26 protein-coding genes are annotated in these 20,812 nt (G+C 34.8%); 25 read left to right on the top strand and 1 reads right to left on the bottom strand.

Annotation, left to right across the window (positions count from 1 at the left end; all coding sequences use genetic code 11):
- Nucleotides 1–499 precede the first annotated feature (499 nt).
- Nucleotides 500–706 carry an XRE family transcriptional regulator gene (locus tag Q5I06_RS08115; RefSeq protein ID WP_305517715.1) on the bottom strand — a complete coding sequence of 69 codons (207 nt, stop codon included), beginning with the start codon at nucleotides 704–706 and terminating at the stop codon, nucleotides 500–502.
- Between the two features lie 1,174 nt (nucleotides 707–1,880).
- Between Q5I06_RS08115 and Q5I06_RS08120 the strand changes: the two genes are divergently transcribed.
- The 25 genes from Q5I06_RS08120 to Q5I06_RS08240 all read left to right on the top strand — a co-directional run bounded on the left by Q5I06_RS08120 (nucleotide 1,881) and on the right by Q5I06_RS08240 (nucleotide 20,808).
- Nucleotides 1,881–2,096, top strand: coding sequence for a hypothetical protein (locus tag Q5I06_RS08120; RefSeq protein WP_305517716.1), 216 nt, complete (start codon nucleotides 1,881–1,883; stop codon nucleotides 2,094–2,096).
- 724 nt (nucleotides 2,097–2,820) lie between these two features.
- The gene (locus Q5I06_RS08125; RefSeq protein WP_305517717.1) at nucleotides 2,821–4,284 is read left to right on the top strand and encodes an RCC1 domain-containing protein; all 1,464 of its coding nucleotides are present in this window, start codon (nucleotides 2,821–2,823) and stop codon (nucleotides 4,282–4,284) included.
- Between the two features lie 103 nt (nucleotides 4,285–4,387).
- Nucleotides 4,388–4,897 carry a phage major tail tube protein gene (locus tag Q5I06_RS08130; RefSeq protein WP_305517718.1) on the top strand — a complete coding sequence of 170 codons (510 nt, stop codon included), beginning with the start codon at nucleotides 4,388–4,390 and terminating at the stop codon, nucleotides 4,895–4,897.
- 15 nt (nucleotides 4,898–4,912) lie between these two features.
- On the top strand, nucleotides 4,913–6,322 hold the full coding sequence (locus Q5I06_RS08135; RefSeq protein ID WP_305517719.1) for a phage portal protein: 1,410 nt from the start codon (nucleotides 4,913–4,915) through the stop codon (nucleotides 6,320–6,322).
- 2 nt (nucleotides 6,323–6,324) lie between these two features.
- On the top strand, nucleotides 6,325–6,894 hold the full coding sequence (locus Q5I06_RS08140) for a hypothetical protein (protein WP_305517720.1): 570 nt from the start codon (nucleotides 6,325–6,327) through the stop codon (nucleotides 6,892–6,894).
- Nucleotides 6,887–8,608, top strand: a complete 1,722-nt coding sequence (locus tag Q5I06_RS08145) for a phage major capsid protein (protein WP_305517721.1) — start codon at nucleotides 6,887–6,889, stop codon at nucleotides 8,606–8,608. The genes Q5I06_RS08140 and Q5I06_RS08145 overlap by 8 nt, the downstream gene beginning before the upstream one ends.
- A gap of 14 nt (nucleotides 8,609–8,622) precedes the next feature.
- Nucleotides 8,623–8,814: a hypothetical protein gene (locus Q5I06_RS08150; RefSeq protein ID WP_305517722.1), complete on the top strand. Its 192-nt coding sequence runs from the start codon at nucleotides 8,623–8,625 to the stop codon at nucleotides 8,812–8,814.
- An 8-nt stretch (nucleotides 8,815–8,822) separates the two neighbouring features.
- Nucleotides 8,823–9,911, top strand: a complete 1,089-nt coding sequence (locus tag Q5I06_RS08155) for a phage tail sheath protein (protein WP_305517723.1) — start codon at nucleotides 8,823–8,825, stop codon at nucleotides 9,909–9,911.
- Between the two features lie 9 nt (nucleotides 9,912–9,920).
- Complete coding sequence (locus Q5I06_RS08160; RefSeq protein WP_305517724.1) at nucleotides 9,921–10,226, top strand: hypothetical protein; 306 nt, start codon at nucleotides 9,921–9,923, stop codon at nucleotides 10,224–10,226.
- Nucleotides 10,223–10,612 carry a hypothetical protein gene (locus Q5I06_RS08165; protein WP_305517725.1) on the top strand — a complete coding sequence of 130 codons (390 nt, stop codon included), beginning with the start codon at nucleotides 10,223–10,225 and terminating at the stop codon, nucleotides 10,610–10,612. The genes Q5I06_RS08160 and Q5I06_RS08165 overlap by 4 nt, the downstream gene beginning before the upstream one ends.
- A complete protein-coding gene (locus Q5I06_RS08170; RefSeq protein ID WP_305517726.1) occupies nucleotides 10,609–11,634 on the top strand; it encodes a baseplate J/gp47 family protein in 1,026 nt (341 codons plus the stop codon). Before Q5I06_RS08165 ends, Q5I06_RS08170 begins: the two co-directional genes overlap by 4 nt.
- A 51-nt stretch (nucleotides 11,635–11,685) precedes the next feature.
- Complete coding sequence (locus tag Q5I06_RS08175) at nucleotides 11,686–12,174, top strand: phage tail protein (RefSeq protein WP_305517727.1); 489 nt, start codon at nucleotides 11,686–11,688, stop codon at nucleotides 12,172–12,174.
- A complete protein-coding gene (locus tag Q5I06_RS08180; RefSeq protein WP_305517728.1) occupies nucleotides 12,175–13,245 on the top strand; it encodes a hypothetical protein in 1,071 nt (356 codons plus the stop codon).
- Complete coding sequence (locus Q5I06_RS08185; RefSeq protein ID WP_305517729.1) at nucleotides 13,242–13,568, top strand: phage holin family protein; 327 nt, start codon at nucleotides 13,242–13,244, stop codon at nucleotides 13,566–13,568. Before Q5I06_RS08180 ends, Q5I06_RS08185 begins: the two co-directional genes overlap by 4 nt.
- A complete protein-coding gene (locus Q5I06_RS08190) occupies nucleotides 13,565–14,029 on the top strand; it encodes a glycoside hydrolase family protein (RefSeq protein WP_305517730.1) in 465 nt (154 codons plus the stop codon). Before Q5I06_RS08185 ends, Q5I06_RS08190 begins: the two co-directional genes overlap by 4 nt.
- Nucleotides 14,026–14,331 (top strand): hypothetical protein, encoded by a 306-nt coding sequence (locus Q5I06_RS08195; protein ID WP_305517731.1) that lies wholly within the window; start codon nucleotides 14,026–14,028, stop codon nucleotides 14,329–14,331. Before Q5I06_RS08190 ends, Q5I06_RS08195 begins: the two co-directional genes overlap by 4 nt.
- Nucleotides 14,291–14,500, top strand: coding sequence for a hypothetical protein (locus Q5I06_RS08200; protein WP_305517732.1), 210 nt, complete (start codon nucleotides 14,291–14,293; stop codon nucleotides 14,498–14,500). The genes Q5I06_RS08195 and Q5I06_RS08200 overlap by 41 nt, the downstream gene beginning before the upstream one ends.
- Before the next feature lie 478 nt (nucleotides 14,501–14,978).
- Nucleotides 14,979–15,239, top strand: coding sequence for a phage tail assembly protein (locus tag Q5I06_RS08205; RefSeq protein ID WP_305517733.1), 261 nt, complete (start codon nucleotides 14,979–14,981; stop codon nucleotides 15,237–15,239).
- 358 nt (nucleotides 15,240–15,597) lie between these two features.
- Nucleotides 15,598–15,801 carry a hypothetical protein gene (locus tag Q5I06_RS08210; protein WP_305517734.1) on the top strand — a complete coding sequence of 68 codons (204 nt, stop codon included), beginning with the start codon at nucleotides 15,598–15,600 and terminating at the stop codon, nucleotides 15,799–15,801.
- A gap of 190 nt (nucleotides 15,802–15,991) precedes the next feature.
- Nucleotides 15,992–16,117, top strand: a complete 126-nt coding sequence (locus Q5I06_RS08215; protein ID WP_305517735.1) for a hypothetical protein — start codon at nucleotides 15,992–15,994, stop codon at nucleotides 16,115–16,117.
- 347 nt (nucleotides 16,118–16,464) lie between these two features.
- Nucleotides 16,465–18,567: a phage tail tape measure protein gene (locus tag Q5I06_RS08220; protein WP_305517736.1), complete on the top strand. Its 2,103-nt coding sequence runs from the start codon at nucleotides 16,465–16,467 to the stop codon at nucleotides 18,565–18,567.
- Between the two features lie 651 nt (nucleotides 18,568–19,218).
- Complete coding sequence (locus Q5I06_RS08225; protein ID WP_305517737.1) at nucleotides 19,219–19,740, top strand: hypothetical protein; 522 nt, start codon at nucleotides 19,219–19,221, stop codon at nucleotides 19,738–19,740.
- 12 nt (nucleotides 19,741–19,752) lie between these two features.
- Nucleotides 19,753–19,983 carry a hypothetical protein gene (locus Q5I06_RS08230; RefSeq protein WP_305517738.1) on the top strand — a complete coding sequence of 77 codons (231 nt, stop codon included), beginning with the start codon at nucleotides 19,753–19,755 and terminating at the stop codon, nucleotides 19,981–19,983.
- A gap of 154 nt (nucleotides 19,984–20,137) precedes the next feature.
- Entirely contained in the window at nucleotides 20,138–20,680 is a 543-nt protein-coding gene (locus tag Q5I06_RS08235) for a hypothetical protein (RefSeq protein WP_305517739.1), read from the top strand.
- 5 nt (nucleotides 20,681–20,685) lie between these two features.
- Nucleotides 20,686–20,808: a hypothetical protein gene (locus Q5I06_RS08240; RefSeq protein WP_305517740.1), complete on the top strand. Its 123-nt coding sequence runs from the start codon at nucleotides 20,686–20,688 to the stop codon at nucleotides 20,806–20,808.
- Nucleotides 20,809–20,812 lie beyond the last annotated feature (4 nt).

Here is a 20,812-nt window from a genome sequence, read left to right on the forward strand (position 1 = left end):
AATGTGGGTAGGCAATGCACACCGATCGCTTTATGCGAAGCGTAGCGAGTATAGCGATACGGGGCTAGGGAATGTGGGTAGGCAATGCACACCGATCGCTTTATGCGAAGCGTAGCGAGTATAGCGATACGGGGCTAGGGAATGTGGATAGGCAATAGAAAAGATTACTATTTCTGCCAAAAGAAAAAACTTTATCCACCCTAACCCTCCTTAATCAAAAAAGAGGAGAAGCGTTAAAAAAGGATAACTGCTTATCCTTTTTAGCTTCGCACACCGATCGCTTTATGCGAAGCGTAGCGAGTATAGCGATACGGGGCTAGGGAATGTGGGTAGGCAATGCACACCGATCGCTTTATGCGAACTTGTGAAGCATAGCATTGCGGGGCTAGGGAATGTGGATAGGCAATAGTGAGGGTTTTTGCTTTTGCAAAATTTTATCTTTTTTTATAGGACGAAGAGGCGAACAAAACACCGATATGAATTTACAAAAAAGCGGTTATCAGATGTCTTTTAGCAAATCTTTTATTTTTTCGTATTTGGTAGCTTTGGCATAATTTTCTAGCCATGATGATACCCATTTAGGGATAGGAGTTGAGGTATCATTCCAGTTATTCACAGTGCTATAAGCTAATTCGCTAAGCTCTGCAAATTCTCTTTTGTTCAGTCCTAATTCTTGTAATTTCTGCATAAATTCATCTTTTCTCAAGTGGTTGCCTTAAAATATTGATTTAATATGAAATTATACATTAAAAATACTAAATAAATATGAAATCTATGGATAAATATATTAGAATAGTGTATAATACTGATGTTTTTATATGATTTACATATGAAAATGGAAGGAGGCACAAATGAAAAAGCTAGAAAATATTATCGATTTGATTTACAAAGCCTTTTCGATAATTTACATACTAAGTCAAATCATCAAGATTTGGGCGGGGTAACCCGCCTCCCCCATAAGGGGGGACTTGTATATTCATTTGTGCCTTAAGAAATTATATCAAAAAAATAACAAAACCTATAAAAACGGCTTGACAATTCAGTATTAGCTGAATGTAAGTCAGTCATTTTGGACGAGAGGCGTTAAGCAAAAGATGACTGCTCATCTTTTGTAGCCTCGTAGCACGATCGCTTTATGCGAACTTGTGAAGCATAGCATTGCGGGGCTAGGGAATGTGGGTAGGCAATAGTGAGGGTTTTTGCTTTTGCAAAATTTTATCTTTTTTCTGTGCGGCTAAAAGATGAATAAAATAAAGCTTTTCTAGGAAAATAGCGACCCTCTAATAACGACCTGTGATTGTAAAATTGATTTTTAAAGAATAAAAATAGACCTAAAAATCTAATAGATTAACAAAAAGTAAATAAATAAAAATCATTATAAATTAATTTAAATGGTTTGTAATGATTTTAAATCATATTTATTAAAAATAATGAAACAAATAACTTATTAAATCCTAAAATCACCCAAAAATACAAAGCTATAATCTCATCGAACCTTTAGAAGAAATCCTTGTGATTTCAAAAAGGTAAATCGTATCTATTATAGGGTAATGGAACTTGCGATGCAAGTTCTTATCGCTACGCAAGGCAAAGCCCTGCTACGCTCCTAAAGTATGGACTTACATTCAGCTAACGCTGAATTGTCAAGTCGTTTTTATAGGGTAATGGAACTTGCGATGCAAGTTCTTTTATACGAGTGGTAAGATGGATAGATTCTCTAGCTCCGCAATGCTATGCTTCACAAGTTTGCACAAAGCGATCGGTGTTTATTGCCTATCCATAGTCCCTAGCCCCGTATCGCTATACTCGCTACGCTTCGCATAAAGCGATCGGTGTGGTAGGGTTTTTAGAGATTATTTATTTTTAGTTAGGAGATTTATTTGACCTTAAAAGAAAAAATTGATTTGTGCAATCAATACATCAACGAACTTTTAACTCAACCTATCACGGATTCTCAAATCATCAAATATTCTATTGATGGAGTGAGTATAGAGAAAAAAAGTGTTTTTGAAATGATAGAGGCACTAGAAAAGCTAAAGGCGTCTTTTATCAAACAAGCTAACAAGATGCCTCCGTATATTCAAATGGTTTTTTGAATACATAATCTTTATGCTTTTGCTTATCAAAACTAAGTAAAAACATAAGGGTTAAAAATCAACCTTTAGATGTTCTTTTTATAAAAATAGTGTGGAAATAAATATTTTATTTTTTGTTTCTGCCAAAAGAAAAAAGGGTTTATCCTCCCCTAACCCCTCCTTAGCCCCAAAAAAGAGAAAGTCTTCGCCTTTTCTTTTTTGGCAAACAAGGAGGGGGAGTTCGCCTTTTTCTTGTAACCCTACAAAAAACGGGATTTTGCACTTCTGCAAAACCTAATCCGTTTTTTATAGGACAAGGGCGAACAAAACACCGATCGCTTTATAAAAAGCGTAGCGAGTATAGCGATACGGGGCTAGGGGATAGCGATAGGTAATAGAAAAGATTACTATTTCTGCCAAAAGAAAAAACTTTATCCACCCTAACCCTCCTTAATCAAAAAAGACAAAGTCTTCGCCTTTTCTTTTTTGGCAAACAAGGAGGGGGAGTTCGCCTTTTTCTTGTAACCCTACAAAAAACGGGATTTTGCACTTCTGCAAAACCTAATCCGTTTTTTATAGGACAAGGGCGAACAAAACACCGATCGCTTTATAAAAAGCGTAGCGAGTATAGGAACGGGCATAGGGAATAGCGATAGGCAAATAACATAGCGGGTTTTAATCCACGAAGTGATAAGGACTTGTTTGACAAGTCCCATAAACAAATACGAACACAAATGGAATCAAAATGGAAAATTTAGAAAGCTTAGAAAATAAAATCGAAGAGTTAAAAAATATCAAAACATTCAGTGTGCAAAATGCGAGTGCAATGCTTAGCACTTATAGTGATAGCTTAAAAAATGATCTACTTAAAATCAAACAAGATACTCTAAAAGATCTATCCAAAAAGAAGATCAGGCTCTTAAAAAATGTAAATGGCTATCGGTGCATATTTTACCAAGAGGTTTTTGAAGATAAAAATGGCAACATCATCAGATACGGCGATATTATGGTATCAGGAGGGGATATTACCCGAAGTGGAGCTGGGAGAAGTGCTGCGAGTATGGGGTTTTATAGAGTGGGGATTCCATCTGGAGTGCAAATCATAGATGTAGTAGGAGGGCATGGCGGGTTTTTCGCTCAAGAGAAGGATTCTAATGCTATGTGGGTATGGGGAACTAATGCTCAAGGGTGCTTAGGAGTTGGGCATACTAGGTATGTCAATATTCCTCAAAGAGTAACTTTCAACTCTAAGATCAAAAAAATACTCTCAAAATCCCTCCACACTAGCTATCAATTCGCATTTGTCCTTTTAGAAGATGGGACGCTCCTAGGAGCAGGAAGAAACACAGATGGAGAGCTAGGGATTGGAAATAATATCGATTCGCCCATATTTCTTCAAACTCTAAGTGATGTCAAAGATGTCTTTGTAGGGAATAACTACGCAGGGGGCATTTATGCCATCTGCAATGATGGAAGGCTCTTTTCTTGGGGATACAATCGCACAGGATGGCTAGGGCTTGGGCATAGCAACTCTGTAAATACGCCCTCTCTTATCTCAAATATATCTAATGCTAAAAGCATCTATCATAGCACTTACACAGATGGAAGCTGGTATGGGAATACATTCATCATAACCACTGATAACAAACTTCTAGGAGCTGGATACAATGGACAATACAACCTAAGCCAATCAGATACTAATCAACGAAATACCTTTGTCCCGATATTAGATGAATCAAATATTCCTATTAAAAATATCGTAGATTTCAAAGGAGGGGGGGTTTATGATGTGGCATTAGCACTCAATGATAAAGGGGAGCTTTATTCTTGGGGATGTGCAGATATGGGACTAGGAGATGACAGAAATAGCCATAGCAGATGCAGAAAAATCGCTAATGATGTCAAACAAATAGAAAAACAAAGCGGAAGATATTCTCAAAACTTTGTCTTGTATATGGATGAATCTATGAGGGCTTTTGGCTATAACGCGAGTAATAATCTAGGTATAGGCAATAATGCAAGTCCTATAAGAAGCCTTAGTGATGTAGTGCTTCCATCAATTATCACAGACTTTTACTGCTGTGCTAAAAATGAAGGGGAAAGTGTGCTGATAGCAACTGATGGCAATAAACTTTATGCATGTGGAATATCTAATGAAGGGGTGCTGAATGTATCTAGCATGATATTACAACCACAGATATTGCGATAAATAAAAAGCAGAGGTGTTAAGTAAAAGAGACAAACAAATCCGCGTACTGATAAGGATTCAACAAGGTTGAATTCCATAAACAAATATAAAAAAGGAGCTAAAAATGGCATTTAATTTTAACGCACAGGCATTCAGTGGAGGAAATCTATTTATTGATGGGATTGGTTGTTTGGGGGTTTTGAAATCTTTTGAACCTCCAAAAATCGAACAAGAAACAATCGAGCAAACTGCTTCAATCGGCAAATATGAGCAGGTATTACCCACGCTTAAGCCACTTAGTGCAAAGTTTGTCTTAAGTAATGTGGATATGGTGTATTTCAACACTTTAAATGCGTATATTCCGCAAGTCATCTATATCAAAAGCAATCTATCAAGCGGTGGAATGGTAAAAAAAGAAACTCAAATCATCGCAACATTTAATGGAAATATCAAAATCTTAGAGTTGCCAAAATTTGAGATGAATAAAGAGGCGGAATTATCAATGGAAATGAATGTATATATGTTCAGCTATCAGGTAGATAAAGTCCCTGCCATAATTTATGATGTGCATAATTGTATCTATGCGATTAATGGAATCGATCAGTTTTTAGAGATTCGCAAAAACATTCAGTAAAAAAAAGGATAAAGCTTGTTTGGGTTTAAAATGCTTGGATTTAAAAAGATAAAAGCTAGAGCAAGGTCGATGTTTTCTGTACCTTTTAGCCCTCTATCACCTGATAAAATCTACTACAGACAAACCCAAAGAATGCTCAAAAATATCGATTTAGATAGTGCGTCTTTGCCATTACTTAAAATCGCAAGAAATATTTCTATTTCATCACCTTCTATTTATGGGTATCTGCAACTGATGGAAGGGGAAATCTATGGGGAAAAGGGATTTATACTCGATCTGGATACTCCAAATGAAAAGCTAAATACCAAAATAGAAGGGCTTTATAATGAATGGGGAAATAACTGCGATATAAAAGGCGAGTATGATTTTAGAGATTTTGAACGATTTGTTTTGCTTCACTATTTAAGAGATGGTGAATGTTTTGTGCATATTCAAAATACAGATGATGGACTAAAACTACAGATTATCCCCCCTGAAAATATCGATTACAACTACAATGATACAAATATCAAAAAAGGCGTAGAATTTGATGAAAATCATCAAGTCATCGCGTATTATGCACTCAATGATGAAAAAGATAAAAGAAAAAGAGAGAGAATTCCAAAAAAAGATTTGATTCATATCAAAAAGGTTTTTAGCTCCAGTAGTGTTCGTGGCATCTCCCATCTTGCTCCTGTTATTTTCAAAGTAATGCAAAGTGATAAATACCTAGAATCTGTCCTCACTCAAGCCCAGATCGCATCTAAGCTCTCGCTGATTGCCTCACCTAAAGATGAGAGTGAGGGGTATGTGGGGTCTATGGGCGATTTAGGAGAGGATAAGCCATTAGAACCTAAAAATATCGAGATCGAAGATGGGCGGATTATCGCTATGAATGAAAACTACAAAATCGAGCCATTAAATATCGCACACAATCCAAACATCGGGGCATTTATGATAAATATCGATAGGGCTATTGCCAAATCGCTAGGAATTTCTTATGCGAGTTATACAGGGGATTTATCAAGTGTAAATTTTTCATCTTCAAGAATGGGAATCGTGCAGGAAAGAAGGCTATTTAAAAGAATACAAAAGCTTATCATTAGGAAGTTTCACACACCTATATACAAGCGATTTATCGAGCATATCACATTAGAAGGGAAAATCAGTGCGAGTGAATATTTGAGTGCTGTTAAGGATTTCAGCTTTAAGACGCAAGGATGGGAATATGTCGATCCACAAAAAGAAATCCAAGCACAAGAGTTGCAGATCAAATTAGGGCTTAAAACCATCAAGGAAGCATTAGCAGATAAGGGAATAGAACTCAAAGCACAAGCTAGGGACATAAAAGAAGGCAATGATATTTTGGAAGAGGAGCTAAAAAGAATCAAAAATATTTTTTCTCCTCACCCTGATATGAATATGAAAAATAACAATGAGGAGTAAAAATGGAAATATACAAACTGGCATTAGAAAAAATCCCTGAAGTCAGCGGGGAATACACAACCATCGCAACATATGATGGTTTTGTATATGTAAGATCAAATAATCAAGAGGAGCTAAAAGAGCCTTTTATACCTTCAGAGCTTCCTATTTCGTATGTAGAAGGTATGAAGGAGAGATTGGATTATGAAAAAATCATCAAAGAAACAGAGCTAAATAATAGATGCAATAAGCTTTTGGAGAGTTTTGAATCCTCTGCTTTAAAAGAGGCTTATATCTATGATATGAAACAAGAAGATCAAATCAATCTCTTAGGATTAGTTATCGCAAATGTGGATAGTTTTTTTCGATGTGCAAAAAAAGCCACTCCAAATGACAAACAAAATATTCCACATACAAAAGAACAAATCAAACAAGTCTATAACGATGGTCTCAAAACAAAATCAGAAATGATTTATATATGCGGAGTGCTAAAAGAGCATCTTAAGTCCTTACAAACTATAGAGGAAATAAAAGCCCTCAAATGGGAGGACTATGAACAAATCAAAACACAAAAAGGGGTCAAAAGTGAATAGAGAATTTAAAGACATCTGTTTTTCTGCATCTATGGCAAAAGAGAGTCCTATCAATGATGAGGAAATGAGCATAAGCTTTATGGCTTTGAGTGCAAATCCTATCATCAAAAGAGAGGGAATGTTTGAGGACTACTATATATCCATCGATACAGACAATGTGAGATGGAGTGCAAAAAATCTATATTTAGATCACAATCCTAGTTTTAATAATTCAATAGGCGTGATAGATGAGGTCAAAAAAGACAATGAAGGATTTAAGGTAAAAGTGAAATTCTTCGAACATATTCCTAATTCTAAAGAGGCTTTTTTAAGATACAAAGCTGGGCTATCTAATAGCGTATCAGTGGGTTTTGGAGAAGCAAATATTGAAGAAATAGGTAAATTAAATAATCTGCCCCATTATAAAATCAAAAGTGGGGAAATCGTGGAATTATCGGCGGTGTGGTTAGGAGCTGACAAAAAAGCGACTATCACGAAATTTGCAGAAAATAAAAATCAAGGAGAAAAAATGGATTCACAAGTTTTAGAAAATAAAAATCAAGGAGAAAAAATGCAACAAACACAAGAAAAACACAATGATGATGCAAAAGACATCGCACAATTAGCAGAGGTGCTAGGACAAAAAGAACTCGCCCTTAAAGCAATCGCAGAAGGCAAGAGTTATGCGGAGTTTAGAAGTAATCTTTATGCAAAAGTAAATGAAAATAAGCAGGTGTTTATCCAAACATCTAAAACCAAACAAGATCAGGAATTTAGCCTCTATAATGTTATCACAAATAAACCTGAAGGCTATGAGCTAGAGTTTTTTGATAGAAGTAGCCAAAAATTCAAGATTCCTAATAGCTTTTATAAAAAGTTCGATGCAAATGATGGGGGCATCATCACAAAATCCACTAATGAGGGCGTAGCTTCTATTGAACCGCTCTATTATAGAGGGGATAAGTTTATTGACTTAGTAAGAAGTACATCGCCCTTGCTTTCCAAGCTAGATATGATGAGTGGGCTTGTCTCTGTACAACAAATCCCAAGAGATAATACTGAATTAGATGCGGTGTTTTTAGATGAGGGGGCAACTTCTAATGCACAGAGTTTGAGCTTTGATCATATCAAACTCACTCCAAAAACACTCTCTAATAAGGTTATCATCACTAGAAGAATGTTTGAAATGACGCCTTTGGCATTAGAGAGCTTTGTATTACAAAAAATGGTAACTGGAATCAGAAGAAAGCTAGAGAAAGTAGTGCTTTATGGAAAAAATCCCGAGCCTATCACAGGGATATTTAACACAAGCGGTGTTCAAGTGGTGGATAGCTTTATGAAAAATCCTGATTTTAAATCCGCCCTCAAATTCAAAGGCTTACTCCAATCAGCAGATTATGATACAAGTAGATGTGCGTTTTTTGTTAATGCGATGGGATTTACAGAGCTAGAAGGCACTCCAAAATCTATCAATACAACCAATGTAACTACCGAGAGAACATTATTAGAAAACAATAAACTCGCAGGATTTGATATTTATGTCAATAATCTAATCAATAATGGGGATATTATATTGGGAGATTTTTCTAACTCAATATTAGGGGTTTGGAGTGATGGGATCGAAATAAAAACCTATCAAGAACAAGGGGATAATCTTATTATCGAGGGCTTTTATGATATTGATTTTGCACTCAAACGAAATAACGCATTTGTAATCTCTAAGATCAGTAAATAAGAGGAGAAATCAATATGAAATACAGGGTTTTATATGATACTCAACTAAATGGGGAGTTTAAAAACAAAGATGAAGAAATAAGCTTCCTAAAAGGCACAGATGAAGGATATATCCAAAGGCTTATAAGAGAAAAAATCATACAACCTATAGATGTTATAAGTGATGAACCAAAAGAAAATAAAAAGCTCTCAAAAGCTGGGAAATAGGAGATAAAATGAGTGCAAAATATGGAATCAATATAGAGTTAAATAATAACAGCACCAAAGATATAGCTATCAATAATACACGTACTATAGCGATTGTAGGTGATGATGACAAAAAAGAAAATCAAGGGCTAAAATACTACCCATCTATCAAAGAGGCATTAAACAATATAGGTGAAGGAAGCATCAAAGATGTGCTAGATGATCTAAAATCTAGTGCATTACAATCTAATATCATCATTTCTAGTTTTATCAAATCTGATAATGCTAATGAAGATGTGCTTAAAGCGATAGATGATCTCATCTTAAGTGAGCAAAGCACAGGATATGCTCCTAAATTTGTCCTAGCAAGTGGTTATGATAACTCTAAGGGTGTGTGGGAAAAACTAAAAACAACCTGCGATAAGATAGGGGCGATCTATGCTATTTCACTAAATGCCACACAAGAAGATAAGATTTTAGAAGAAATCAAAGATTATCAAAGCAAAAGAGCCATCATCACTTATCAAAAAGTGTATAGAACAGACAATGTTATAAGAGGGCTAGGGGCTTTTATCATCGCGAGTTATGCAAAAGTGATGGCTAGTTCTGAATATGGGTTTGCACAAAGTTTCTCAAACCGCATCATAGATGGAATCATCGGCATTGTCGATAAGACTGAATTCATAAGCGGAGAAGACTGCATAGCTGATAGATTAAGATCAGTAGGAGTGAGTTTGGTTATTAGTGATGGAGGACTTAGGGCTTATGGGGGCGAAAATAGAGATAGCGATTTTAGTTCGCTTCATAGTGTGGTGATATTTGATACCATCATAGAGAGTATCAGAAAATCTCAAAAAGAAGCCATCGATAAACAAGTGAGTGATGTGCTTAAAAAAGTGGTCGATGATTTGGAGAGTTTTTATCGTAAATTGGTCGCTAATAATGTTGCTGTGGGATTTGAAGTCTCCATCCCTGAGGATTTAAATACCAATGAATCCATAGCAGAAGGCAAAATATATATCAATCATCAAATCCAAGAAATGCCACTGCTTAAAAATATCACAAATAAAATCTATAAAGTCAATAGTTACTCTGTTAATCTTATCAAAGAGCTATAAGTATAGATTATGATTTCTAAAACCTTATTAAATAGAGATATGAATGCGATATTAACCCATAAAAATAGCGATGAGTTTGCTAAAAATGGAGTGGTTTTCAAAGGACATCTCAAAAAAGATAATCAAGTGGTGTTTGAAGATGGGGCAATGGGATATAAAACCACTTTATTAACGACCCTAGATGAGGTTTATAAAGTGGATTTGAAACTCAAAGATGAACTAGTGGAATTAGAAACTTCACAAAAATATATCATCACATCGCTTTTAAAAGAAAATAAAACTCTTATGCGGATTGTTTTGGAGAAGGCAAAATGAAAAAAGAGATGTTAGCTATCTTAAAAGAGGGTATTGAGTTATCTAATTGCTTTAAATCTGTGGATTTTTATGAAAGATATGCTTATGAAGATGTGGATTTTCCTGTGTGCGTGATAAAAAATCCACAAGATAATATCACGCAAGAAAATAGCGGTAGCTGGAAAATAGAGAGCGTAGTTGAAATAGATATGATTAATGATGAGTATGAAAAATCGATTTTTCTCACTAACTGTGTGCTTAAAGCAATAGATGAGCATGTATATAGAGATAGTTTTCTACCCACAATAGAAGAGATAAGCACACAAAGCGAATTTAGCGATACGCTTTTGCTTAAAACCACGATTAATTTAAAAGTGGTGTATTATTGTAAAAGTTGGCAAATATGAATTTACCACAATTTCTAATCCCTTGTGATATTGAGGCAGAGAGAAATATTATTTTAGATGAGCTTAGAGAAAAACTCCCTGATTATGAACCTCTAAGAGGAGATGATTTTAATATCCTTTTGGATTGTTTTTTGTATAGATTGAATAAATATATCAATTATATCAACTACATCATCTCTCAAAATTATCTGCCCCACTCAAGTGGCGAATTTTTGGATTGCTTAGTGAGCTTAGCTGGGATTAAAAGATTTGAAGGAACGCCATTTAATGCAGAAATAGAAATCACATCTACTTTTCCTCTAAGTCTTCCAAAAGGAACAAAATTTAATGATCATCAAGCGCATAACGCGTTTTTGAGCGAGGATTTGAAGATTGATGAAAGCTTAAAAGCTAGAGCTAATATTACTTTAGAAGAAGGATTGCAAGGGGATTTTGATACTATTTATTTAGAAATCCCCCATATTTATATCAAAACCATCAAAAAAATCAGCCCTTTTACTCAAGAAAAAATCGCAGAAAGCGATGATGAACTCAAAAAGAGGTTTTTACTCTCTCTCACTCGCCCTTCTACTGCAGGAAGCCTGAAGTCTTATGAATATTTAGCCTCTGTAGCCTCTGTAGCTAAAAGCAAAATCAAACATAAAGATTTGGGCGTAGTTGAGGTCGTCTATACAGAGAGTTCTAGCAATGCTCTAGCTGATCTAAAAGAATCCATCGAACCTAATATCCCTATCACAGATAATATTATTTATACAAAGGCACATGAGATTTTGGTTGATTTAACCATCAATCTCAAACTCAAAACTTCTCAAAATATCATAAACATAATAAAAAATATTGATTTACAAATAAGGGGTCTGTTTGAGAGCTTGGAAATAGAAGAGGATCTAAATATTTCTAAAATAATCGCCGTTAGCTTTGTGAGTGAAGATATTGAAGATATTGAAGTTTCAACTCTTCTAGCGATGGAGGAAAATAGCATTTATAAATTAGGAAATTTAGAGATTAAGGAAGTTATATGAAAGAAATACCCCTATTAAAAATCAACCAAATGGATAAAGGAATTTAAAAAAATGCCCCTGCCCTCTCACTTTAAAGAACTCCAAATCATAGATGATGTTTTGCGGGATTTTTTTGAATCTAAGCTTAACTTTAGAAATAAATTTCTATATGTTCCATCGCAGGAAAATATCGATCTGATCGCCAAAACCTTCGATATAGATGTATCAAATCTAGATATAGAACAGAAAAAGAAAATCCTCAAATCTCCTATGCTTTCAAAAACTAGGCTAGGAACAAAAGAGGCTATATTAGATGCTATCAGCAAGATTTATGCAGATGTGTCTATCCAAACAAACAAGGAAGACAAAAAGCTAAGGAGCTTTGAATTCTCACTCAAAGCTAGTATAAAAAAAGATATAAATGAAGAAATCCTAAAAGCCATAAGCAATATCATAGAAGAAGTCAAACCCATCAGAGATAACCTTGCTGGGATAGATTTTGAGATGCCAAAACAAAAATCAAATATCAAATTAAAAACATCCCTGCAATGGAGGCTATGAATGCAAAAAATACAATCAATACTCAATAATCTCACTTCAAAAGAAATCCTAGAATCCATCAGGGAGCAAAACACACAAGCCCTTTTTGTAGGATCAAAAAATCCAAATGATGAGGTGCTTGAGAATTCTTTGTGTGATCCAAATATCACTTTAGAGGAACTCAAAACAAATGCCTTTATTACCACAGATATAAGGAGAGCTTATTTTGATGAAGAGGGATGCCTTAGTTTTGAAGTCAATCTGGATTATGAAATCTCTAGCGAAAACACTATCTACGCATTAGCTATCGTGAGTGATAAGAGTGTGTTTTTGGTAGCTAATACACCTAAGATAAAGAAAATGCAAGGAATTGGCGGGAGTTTTATCATCAAAACATCTATAGAAGGTATGCAAGGTGAGATGATATTCAAAAGTGATGATTATATATCTAGTGCGGAGTTTGAACCTTTTAGGGTTTTTGTAAGTGATTTTAAGGGTCTATTAGAGGAGTTTGAATATCAAGCTAGGCTCAAAATGCTATTGCTAGATTTGGAAAACTACCTAGATACAGAAATAGCAAAAGAAAAACAGAAGCTAGAAAAAATCAATAAAATCGGCAGGAAGGATTATTTTTATCGCAACTCCTTGCCAAGTGATTATGTAGGTATGGGGATAAGGCTAAAAAGAGATGAATATCCCTTGCTTTGGTATCACACTTTAGGATGTATGGGAAATGATGGGGGAGCAGAGTTTTCTATCCCCCCTAGCGGAAAATATTCCAAAGGAGCAAGTCAAGGGGCATTAATAGGTGAAATTGGCAAAAGTGGGTTGCCAAATATCACAGGGAATTTAAGGGGAGGATGTGATAATCTAAGCGGTGATGGGGTGTTTAAAAACTCAGGTAGAACTGGGTGGTCATGGAGTGGAGGGCATGGCGGAAATGACAATAACGCAGTGGATTTTGATGCTTCAAGGAGTTCGCCCATCTATGGAAGAAGTGAAGATGTGCAGGTAGATAGGGTGCATTACTTAGAGGGCATTTATGCAGGGCAGAACCCATTATGTGATTTTTTGATTAAGGGAATAAAATGAGTTTTTTAGAGATTTTGAAAACCTATGCTTTTGTGATGATAATAGGGATTTTTGTGGGATGCCTCTTTGTGCTTAGAACCATACATGAAGAAGCGATTGATACCAAAGCTAAGATGATTCAGTTCATCATTTATGGAGTGGGTAGCTCTATGCTGATTACTTGGATAGGCTATGAGGTATTGATATTTTATTCTCTTCCTAATAGCTTATCTTGTGCTATTGGCGGGGGATTGGGATTTGTGGGTGCAGAAACCATATCAAGACTAATCATCGCATTGTTTAAGAAAAAATTCGGACTTTCTGAAAAAGGAGAAAATCAATGAATCAAATCGCATTAGAGTTTATCAAAAAACACGAAGGGTTTTCTTCTCGGGTGTATATGGATACACTCGGGAATGAAACCATCGGCTATGGAAGGAATATCAAACAATATCCCTTAAGTGAGACAGAAAAAAGAGAGATGCTACTCAATAGAGGTAACTATAGCAAAGCGAATGCTTTGAAATGGCTAGAAGATCATTTAGATGAAATAGAAAAAGAACTAGAGCCATATAAATGGTATCAAAAACTAGATGATTATAGAAAAGGCATCATATTGGATATGGCTTATAATATGGGAGTGCCTAGAGTGCTGTTATTTAAAAAAATGATTCTAGCTTTAAATAGCCAGGATTTTGTAGTAGCTAGTAAAGAGATGCTAAATAGTGGATGGGCGATCCAAACTAAAACCAGAGCGATCAAACTCGCAGAACATATGAAAAATGGCGAGGGCAAAGTGGTATGAAAATCTTAGGAGTTTTGATTGCCATATTAGCTATTATCACAGGTATAGAAGGCTATATACAAATGAGAATTCACAATGGACTAAAAGCGAAAATCCAAGCTGATCTCATCTCTTCACAAAACAAAGCTATCAGCAAAAAAGCCTTAGATACTCAAAACTATCTAAAAAAAATTCCAAAAACAGAGGAAAAAATCATCACCAAATATAAAACGATTTATTCAAAAGATGGGAGCTGTGAAGCTAAACTCAAGGGGATACAAGATGCGATGGATTTGTATTTTGCTAACACTCCTATGCTTTAGCGGGTGCATAGAGTATCAAAAAGTGCTAGTTCCTACTAGCTGTGATGTACCAAAAAGAGACAAACCATCTCAAAGCGGGGATTTGCTGAAGGATTTGAGGGCTATTTTGATTTATAGCGAATTTATTGAGCAGGATTTGGAGTTTTGCAGAGGGAGAAAACCCCCTTAAGAGATGATGAGGCTTTTAAGGGGGAATGGTAAGGTGGTGATTTATTTGAGGTTAAGGAATTTCCTTATTTCCTCACGAAAAATACCAATAAGTATCTCTAAAATCACAAGGATAAAGTTTGAATCCATATGGACTCCTTTATTATGGTATCCCGCCCCTATCCCATAAAAAAGCCAAAAAAAAACTCGGCACTTTTTTTAAAAAGTGCCGAGCTACCATAATAAAGGCTTACCATTTTTAAATCCATCTAAGTAATCAGCTTAGATAGGCTGATTATACAAAATAATCATCTTAAAATCAAGGCTTTGCCTTGCGTAGTGATAAGAATTCAACAAAGTTGAATTCCATAAAAGACCGACTTGATGATAAGCGAAGCTTAGAATAAGTCAATACTTTAGGAATGTAGCGGATTTTTAATCCGCGAAGTGATAAGAATTCAACAAAGTTGAATTCCATAAACATAATAAAAAGGATTAATATGTCAATCAAAATAGAAAGAGAAATCAAAACCTTTAGCTTCAAAGACGGACAAGAGATTGTCATTAAAGAACCTACTTTACTTCAAATCTCTTCAGCCCAAAGTAAAAGTAAAGACGAACTAGAAGTTATCAAAACCTTATTGATAGATATTACAGATGGTGAGCTAGATAGGGATTCTATCAATGCCTTGCCTTTTAGTGAGTTTGTTAGACTTTCTGAATGTGTCAAAGAATTTGTAGGTATCAACGAAAAGGACTGAGGGAAGGCATAGCTATTATCGGCTATGCCCTGCACTTCAGCTTAAGTGATATTAAAAATATGGCTTTTGATGAGTTTATAGATTATGTGAAGATAGCACAGAGGGTGGCTGAAAATGTTTGAAAAAATGCAGCACAAACCTAAAGCACAAACTAATAAGAGTATAAGCGATCACAAAGAATTCAATACGAATATCTTGAAGCGAAATATTATATATAGCTAAGGGTAGTAATACCCAAAAAGATATAAAAATTATTAGAGCCATAGATAAAAAGAGAGCAAAAAATCCTCTAAATATAGACATATTCATTATGTGAAATAAGCGAATGAACGGTGAAAAATAAAATAGGAATAATGGTATGAGAGCATATTTGAAAACAGAAACAACCATATACGAAAATGCTAGGAAAATTGCGGTTATGGTTTTGCTTATGGCTAAAAATAGTTTTTTGAAGACAAAAGATATAACTTTGAAAGACATTGTGAATGTAGGGACAAATACAGCGGTTATGGTTTTGCTTATGGCTAAAAATAGAATCCGAATAAAAACAACTAATACATAGAATAAAAATATGCAAATATACCATAAACAACCAAGAGCAAGTGTAATACCAAAAAATACTCCAATAACAGTTAAAGAACCTGGTATAAGAACTAATAAAAGTATAAGTATCATTCAAAACCTATCTATTCAATTAATTTCTGAATATTCTACATCAAAATCTAATAAAAATCAAACAAAAAGGATAAGAAATGCAAACACAAATGACTATCGGGATACAGGCGAATTTAGATGCACTCAATAAATCTATCAAGGCGATCAATAAATCGATGAAAATTGATTTATTGATAATATATAAAATACAATCAAAGGGTTAAAAGACTAAAAAAGGAAAAGATTGCCATAGCATTCTTTTACAATAATATTAAAAGGAATAACAAAAATGAAATATAAAAAAATACTAACAATCATATATGTAATTAAAAATGTATATATTTCATACCCTATCAATATTAAGGACATATGTATAAAAAAAATAATAACTGGTATAACAAGTGTAAAAATTGTTAGAGTATTGGATATTCCTACCCAGAACCACCTTAAATTTTTTTCTTTTAGTTCTTTCATCTTTATGTTTAATCCTCTTTTATTTATCCTAAGATATTTTACATTGAATAATAAAAAAAATCAATAGCAGTCAAAATTCATATCAAGGAGCAACAAAATGAATATAAATTCGGACATTACATTTAAACTAGGGGCAGAATTTGAAGATATTACCCGAGGTATTAAAAAATTCAGCAGAACATCAGAGGAAATATTTAGCAATACCTTAAAACTTGGGCTGGATAAATCTATAATAAAATTTAAAGAAGAATTAATAAAGCTTAAAAATCCAGTTGCTGTTCCCATAGGTCAATTTAAAAAAGTTGATGAGATGGCAAAAAGAATCAGAGATGCTACAAGAGTTAAGCTAGAAATAGATATGCATAAGGCTACAAAAGCCATCGATGGACTAAGATACCAAATTTTAGGAACTTACGCTTCTTTTAAGGGATTAGTCTCCAAACCCATATCTGCAAGTCTTGATTTTAACAACGCAATAAATGAAATCAATCGCTTTTCTAACTTCACAGATACGGAGCTAAAAGTATTCAAAAAAGATATTTGGAGTTTGGGCAAAAATAATGGAGTGAAGCTAGATGATATTCTCAAAACTAGCGAACTCTCAGCAAAACTGGGCATAGCAAAACAAGAACTCAAATCATTCTCTCAACTCGCCCTTGATATGCAAGTAGGACTTGGTCTAGGGATAGAACAAAGCACAGAGATAGGGGTAAAACTCTCTAAAGCATTCTCACTAAGCACAAAAGAGCTAGGAAGCTTCCTAGATGAGACAACCTCGATGAGCAAAGCAGTAAGTGTGAGTACTCAGAAAATCCTCGAAGTAGTGAGTTCTATATCTAGCGGGGCGAAAGCATTCGGGCTATCTGCAAAAGAAACTTCCGCCCTCTCTTCTGCTTTTCTTTCTGTGGGATTAGATAGCTCTGATAGTGCTAGTTCTATCAATAAATTCTTCACCGAGCTAAACAATATCGATAATGCCTCTGAAGGGTTTAAAAGATCACTATCTAAGATGGGACTAGATGCACAACAACTCAAAGAAGATATACATTCTAACCCGCAAGAAGCCATAAAAGATCTATTTGAATCAATGAATGATTTAGATGATGAAGAGAGGTTTGGCGTCATATCAGAGATATTTGGCAAAAAGATGGCAAATAATATCAACTCAGCAAAAGATGGTATCAAAGCCTTCAATAATGCCCTCTTAAGCACAAAAGATAGTGCTGGGGCATTGGGCAAGGCAGTAGATAGAGCCGCAGGAGATGGGTTTGGAGATACTGTGATTCAGCTAGGAAATGCCTTTAAGCATCTAGGAGTGAGTATAGGCAATGGCTTTGTGCCAATTCTAAAGCCTATATTTGAGGGTATCAAGAATATCACAAATGCCATCAGTGGTTTGCTGGATAATCATAAAACATTAGGAAAAAGTTTTGCGTACATTATTTCAGCCTTAGTTGGTCTAAAGGCAGGGTTATTAGGTTTAATGCTATTTAAAAACTTAGGAACGCTTGTTATATCTCCTCTTCAATATAGCTTTCAATTCCTTACAAATGGCATAGGTATATACAATCTTGCTTTAGCTAAAAAATCGCTTTTAACTAAAGTTGCGACTGTTAGAACAAATATTTACAGAATAGCTATGTTTGCACTCAATGGGGCGTTTAAAATCGCAGGGATTGGAGTGAGTTTGTTTTCAAAAACATTTAAATTTGCGATGACTTCCATTAAAGGAGCTTTGATAAGCACAGGTATAGGGGCATTAGTGGTAGGGATAGGATTTGCCATAGAGTATGTGGTCAATCACTGGGAGGGGATTTCTAGCAGACTTGTAGCGGTGTGGGAGTGGATAAAAGAAGGTATATCGCCGATCATGGATTGGTTTAAAGGTATATTTGATTGGATAAGTGAAGGTATAGGAGGGATTATCGATTCTATCAAAGGTATAGGGGATTTTCTAGGGTTTGGAGACAATGATAAAATCATCAATGCCTCGCAAAACACTACTTACAAAGGCGTCATCGATGAAACCCTAGCTAAACAAAACGAAAATAAAGCCAAAATGCTAAGCTCTATGCAATCCAATCAAACAGACAATTCAAGGCAAATCAATGATTATAAAAACATCACCATCAATACAAATGCCAATCCACAGGCTATCGCAGTAGCGATTAATAGCTATAGCTATGATGATGATTTGTAGGAGGTTAGGAGTGTATTTGAACTCTTTTGGTGAAAAATTTAACGCCCCAACCACAAATAAATCTGAAGACAAAACAATAGCACAAAAAGCCCCATTCAAGAGGTGTGATAACACTAAGGGGAATATGATTATAAGGAAGGACAATAAAATAAATGAATAAGAGTATAAAGATTCCAATATTGCTTACAATGCGTCCAAGCCTAAAACCAAACAAATATATTTTGTCAAACCACATCATATATCCTTATTTATTGATTACTACGAATATACCACATCTTAACAAAAAAATCAACACAGGGAGTATAAAATGATGAGGTAAAACCCCCTATGAGTTGATGAGGCTCACAGGGGGAACATTTGAAGACACTTATCTATTTAGGTTTGGATCTGAAGATAAAATCTCTAATCTCCTCCCTAAAAATAGCTATCGCTATTGCGATAAGTGTAATGAAAATATTCAGAAGTTCCATTATGGACTCCTTATGTGTGGGGATACCCACCCCTAGCCCAAAAATTAGCCAAAAAAAAACCTAGCCCAAAAGGACTAGGTCTCCCACACATAAGGCTCAAATATTTTTAAATCCATATCCAAGTAATCAGCTCAGATGAGGTTATTATACAAAAAAAGATAGATGAAATCAAGGAGAAACAATGACTAATATCTTCAACACAAAAAACGAAAATGCAAAAAACAAACTCGAAGAAGAAATCAAAAAACAAAAAGAAAAGCAAAAAGAGCTAGAAAAAAATCCTACAGAAGAACCCAAAAACCCGCTAGAAAAATATAAAAATATCCAAACCAAAGATACCCTTGTGAAAATCGACCGATATGTATTTAGAGTATCACAAAACATCGAATCCATCAGCACAACGCTCAATATAGGAATCAAAAAAATAGAGACTATCGCCCATCCCATCTACCAAAAAATCGGAGGAAATGAAGAGATCATCTCTTTTGATGCTAGAATTTTGATCACTGAAATTAGCGAATATGAGGGCTTTAAAGATTTGGTAAAAAAAGCTAAGCCTCTTAAATTAGCCATTATTTCTGAGCCGTGCAAACAAATCCTTATCCAAAGGCTGATCGAATCTAAGAAAAACTGGGTATTAACACAAGATAGAGGAGTGAGCTATTACTGCAAGGAGCTATCTATTGAAGGAGTGATATTGTGATATAATATAAGCATGAGTAAAAAAGACCAAACAAAAACAATGATCGATATTCTCAAAGCTGTGATGTTAGCCTTAATGACGGCATTATTTGGTATATTTGTCTTTACTGTTATGAATTATCAAAAAATTGATATGATTCAAGGGATAGGCATAGGCGTTGGAGCTTTAGTTCTACTGCTTTTTTTGATTATCGTGGTGGCATTTTTGGCAAAAGAGATTAAAAAATTAGGAGATATGGAATGATTGGTATAACTGTTGCGGCATTAACTTTAGCAATGCTTTCTATAGGTATTTTTTACACTATATGGACGATTTCAAATATTAAATAATCCGATGTTAGCAGAATTTTTGATTGATTTGGAACTAGGGATTTATAAAGCCAACTTATGGAGCTATGATGTCTAACTTAGAGCAGGACTTATCAAAACATATCCAAAAAGCCCTGAATAAGACTATCAATAAAATCCAAAAAGAACAAGCTAAGATTATCAAAGAAGAGATGGATTTGCCACTAGCTAAAATCAAAAAGATGAGCAGGGTAAAAAAAGCTCAAATGAATAATCTCAAAGCCTCTATCATGAGCTTAGATACCCTCGTATCTCTGAAACATTTCAAAAAATCCCCTGTGAAATCTGGGAAGAAAATCATCGGGATAAATGTCAAACTCAATAAAAGCACAAAAGTATTTCTCAAAGGGCATTTTATCGCCAAAAACAAAGATAAGGGTGGGGAATTCATCGCTATTAGGGAAAACTCAAAACACAGCAGAAATCCTAACTTTAACTACAAAGCATCAAGAAAATCTTACGCTGGGTTTAATGGGAGTTCTAAACTCTACTATCCTATGAGTTCGAAGTCTTTTGCAGAAATAGCAAAAGAACAAACAAATAAGCTAATGCCTAAGGCTAAAGAGATGTTTTTAAAAGAGCTAGATAGGTAAATAGTGTGGTAAAATTTGGCATAAACTCTAAGGGAGGCAGAATGCAAGAACTCACTAAAGCCATCGGCGAGATAATGAAATCGCTTGAAGATAAAGACATTAATGATGTGTTTGAGAGATTAAAATAAGGCG

This window comes from Helicobacter cappadocius (assembly GCF_030688855.1).
Taxonomy (GTDB): Bacteria; Campylobacterota; Campylobacteria; order Campylobacterales; family Helicobacteraceae; genus Helicobacter_J; species Helicobacter_J cappadocius.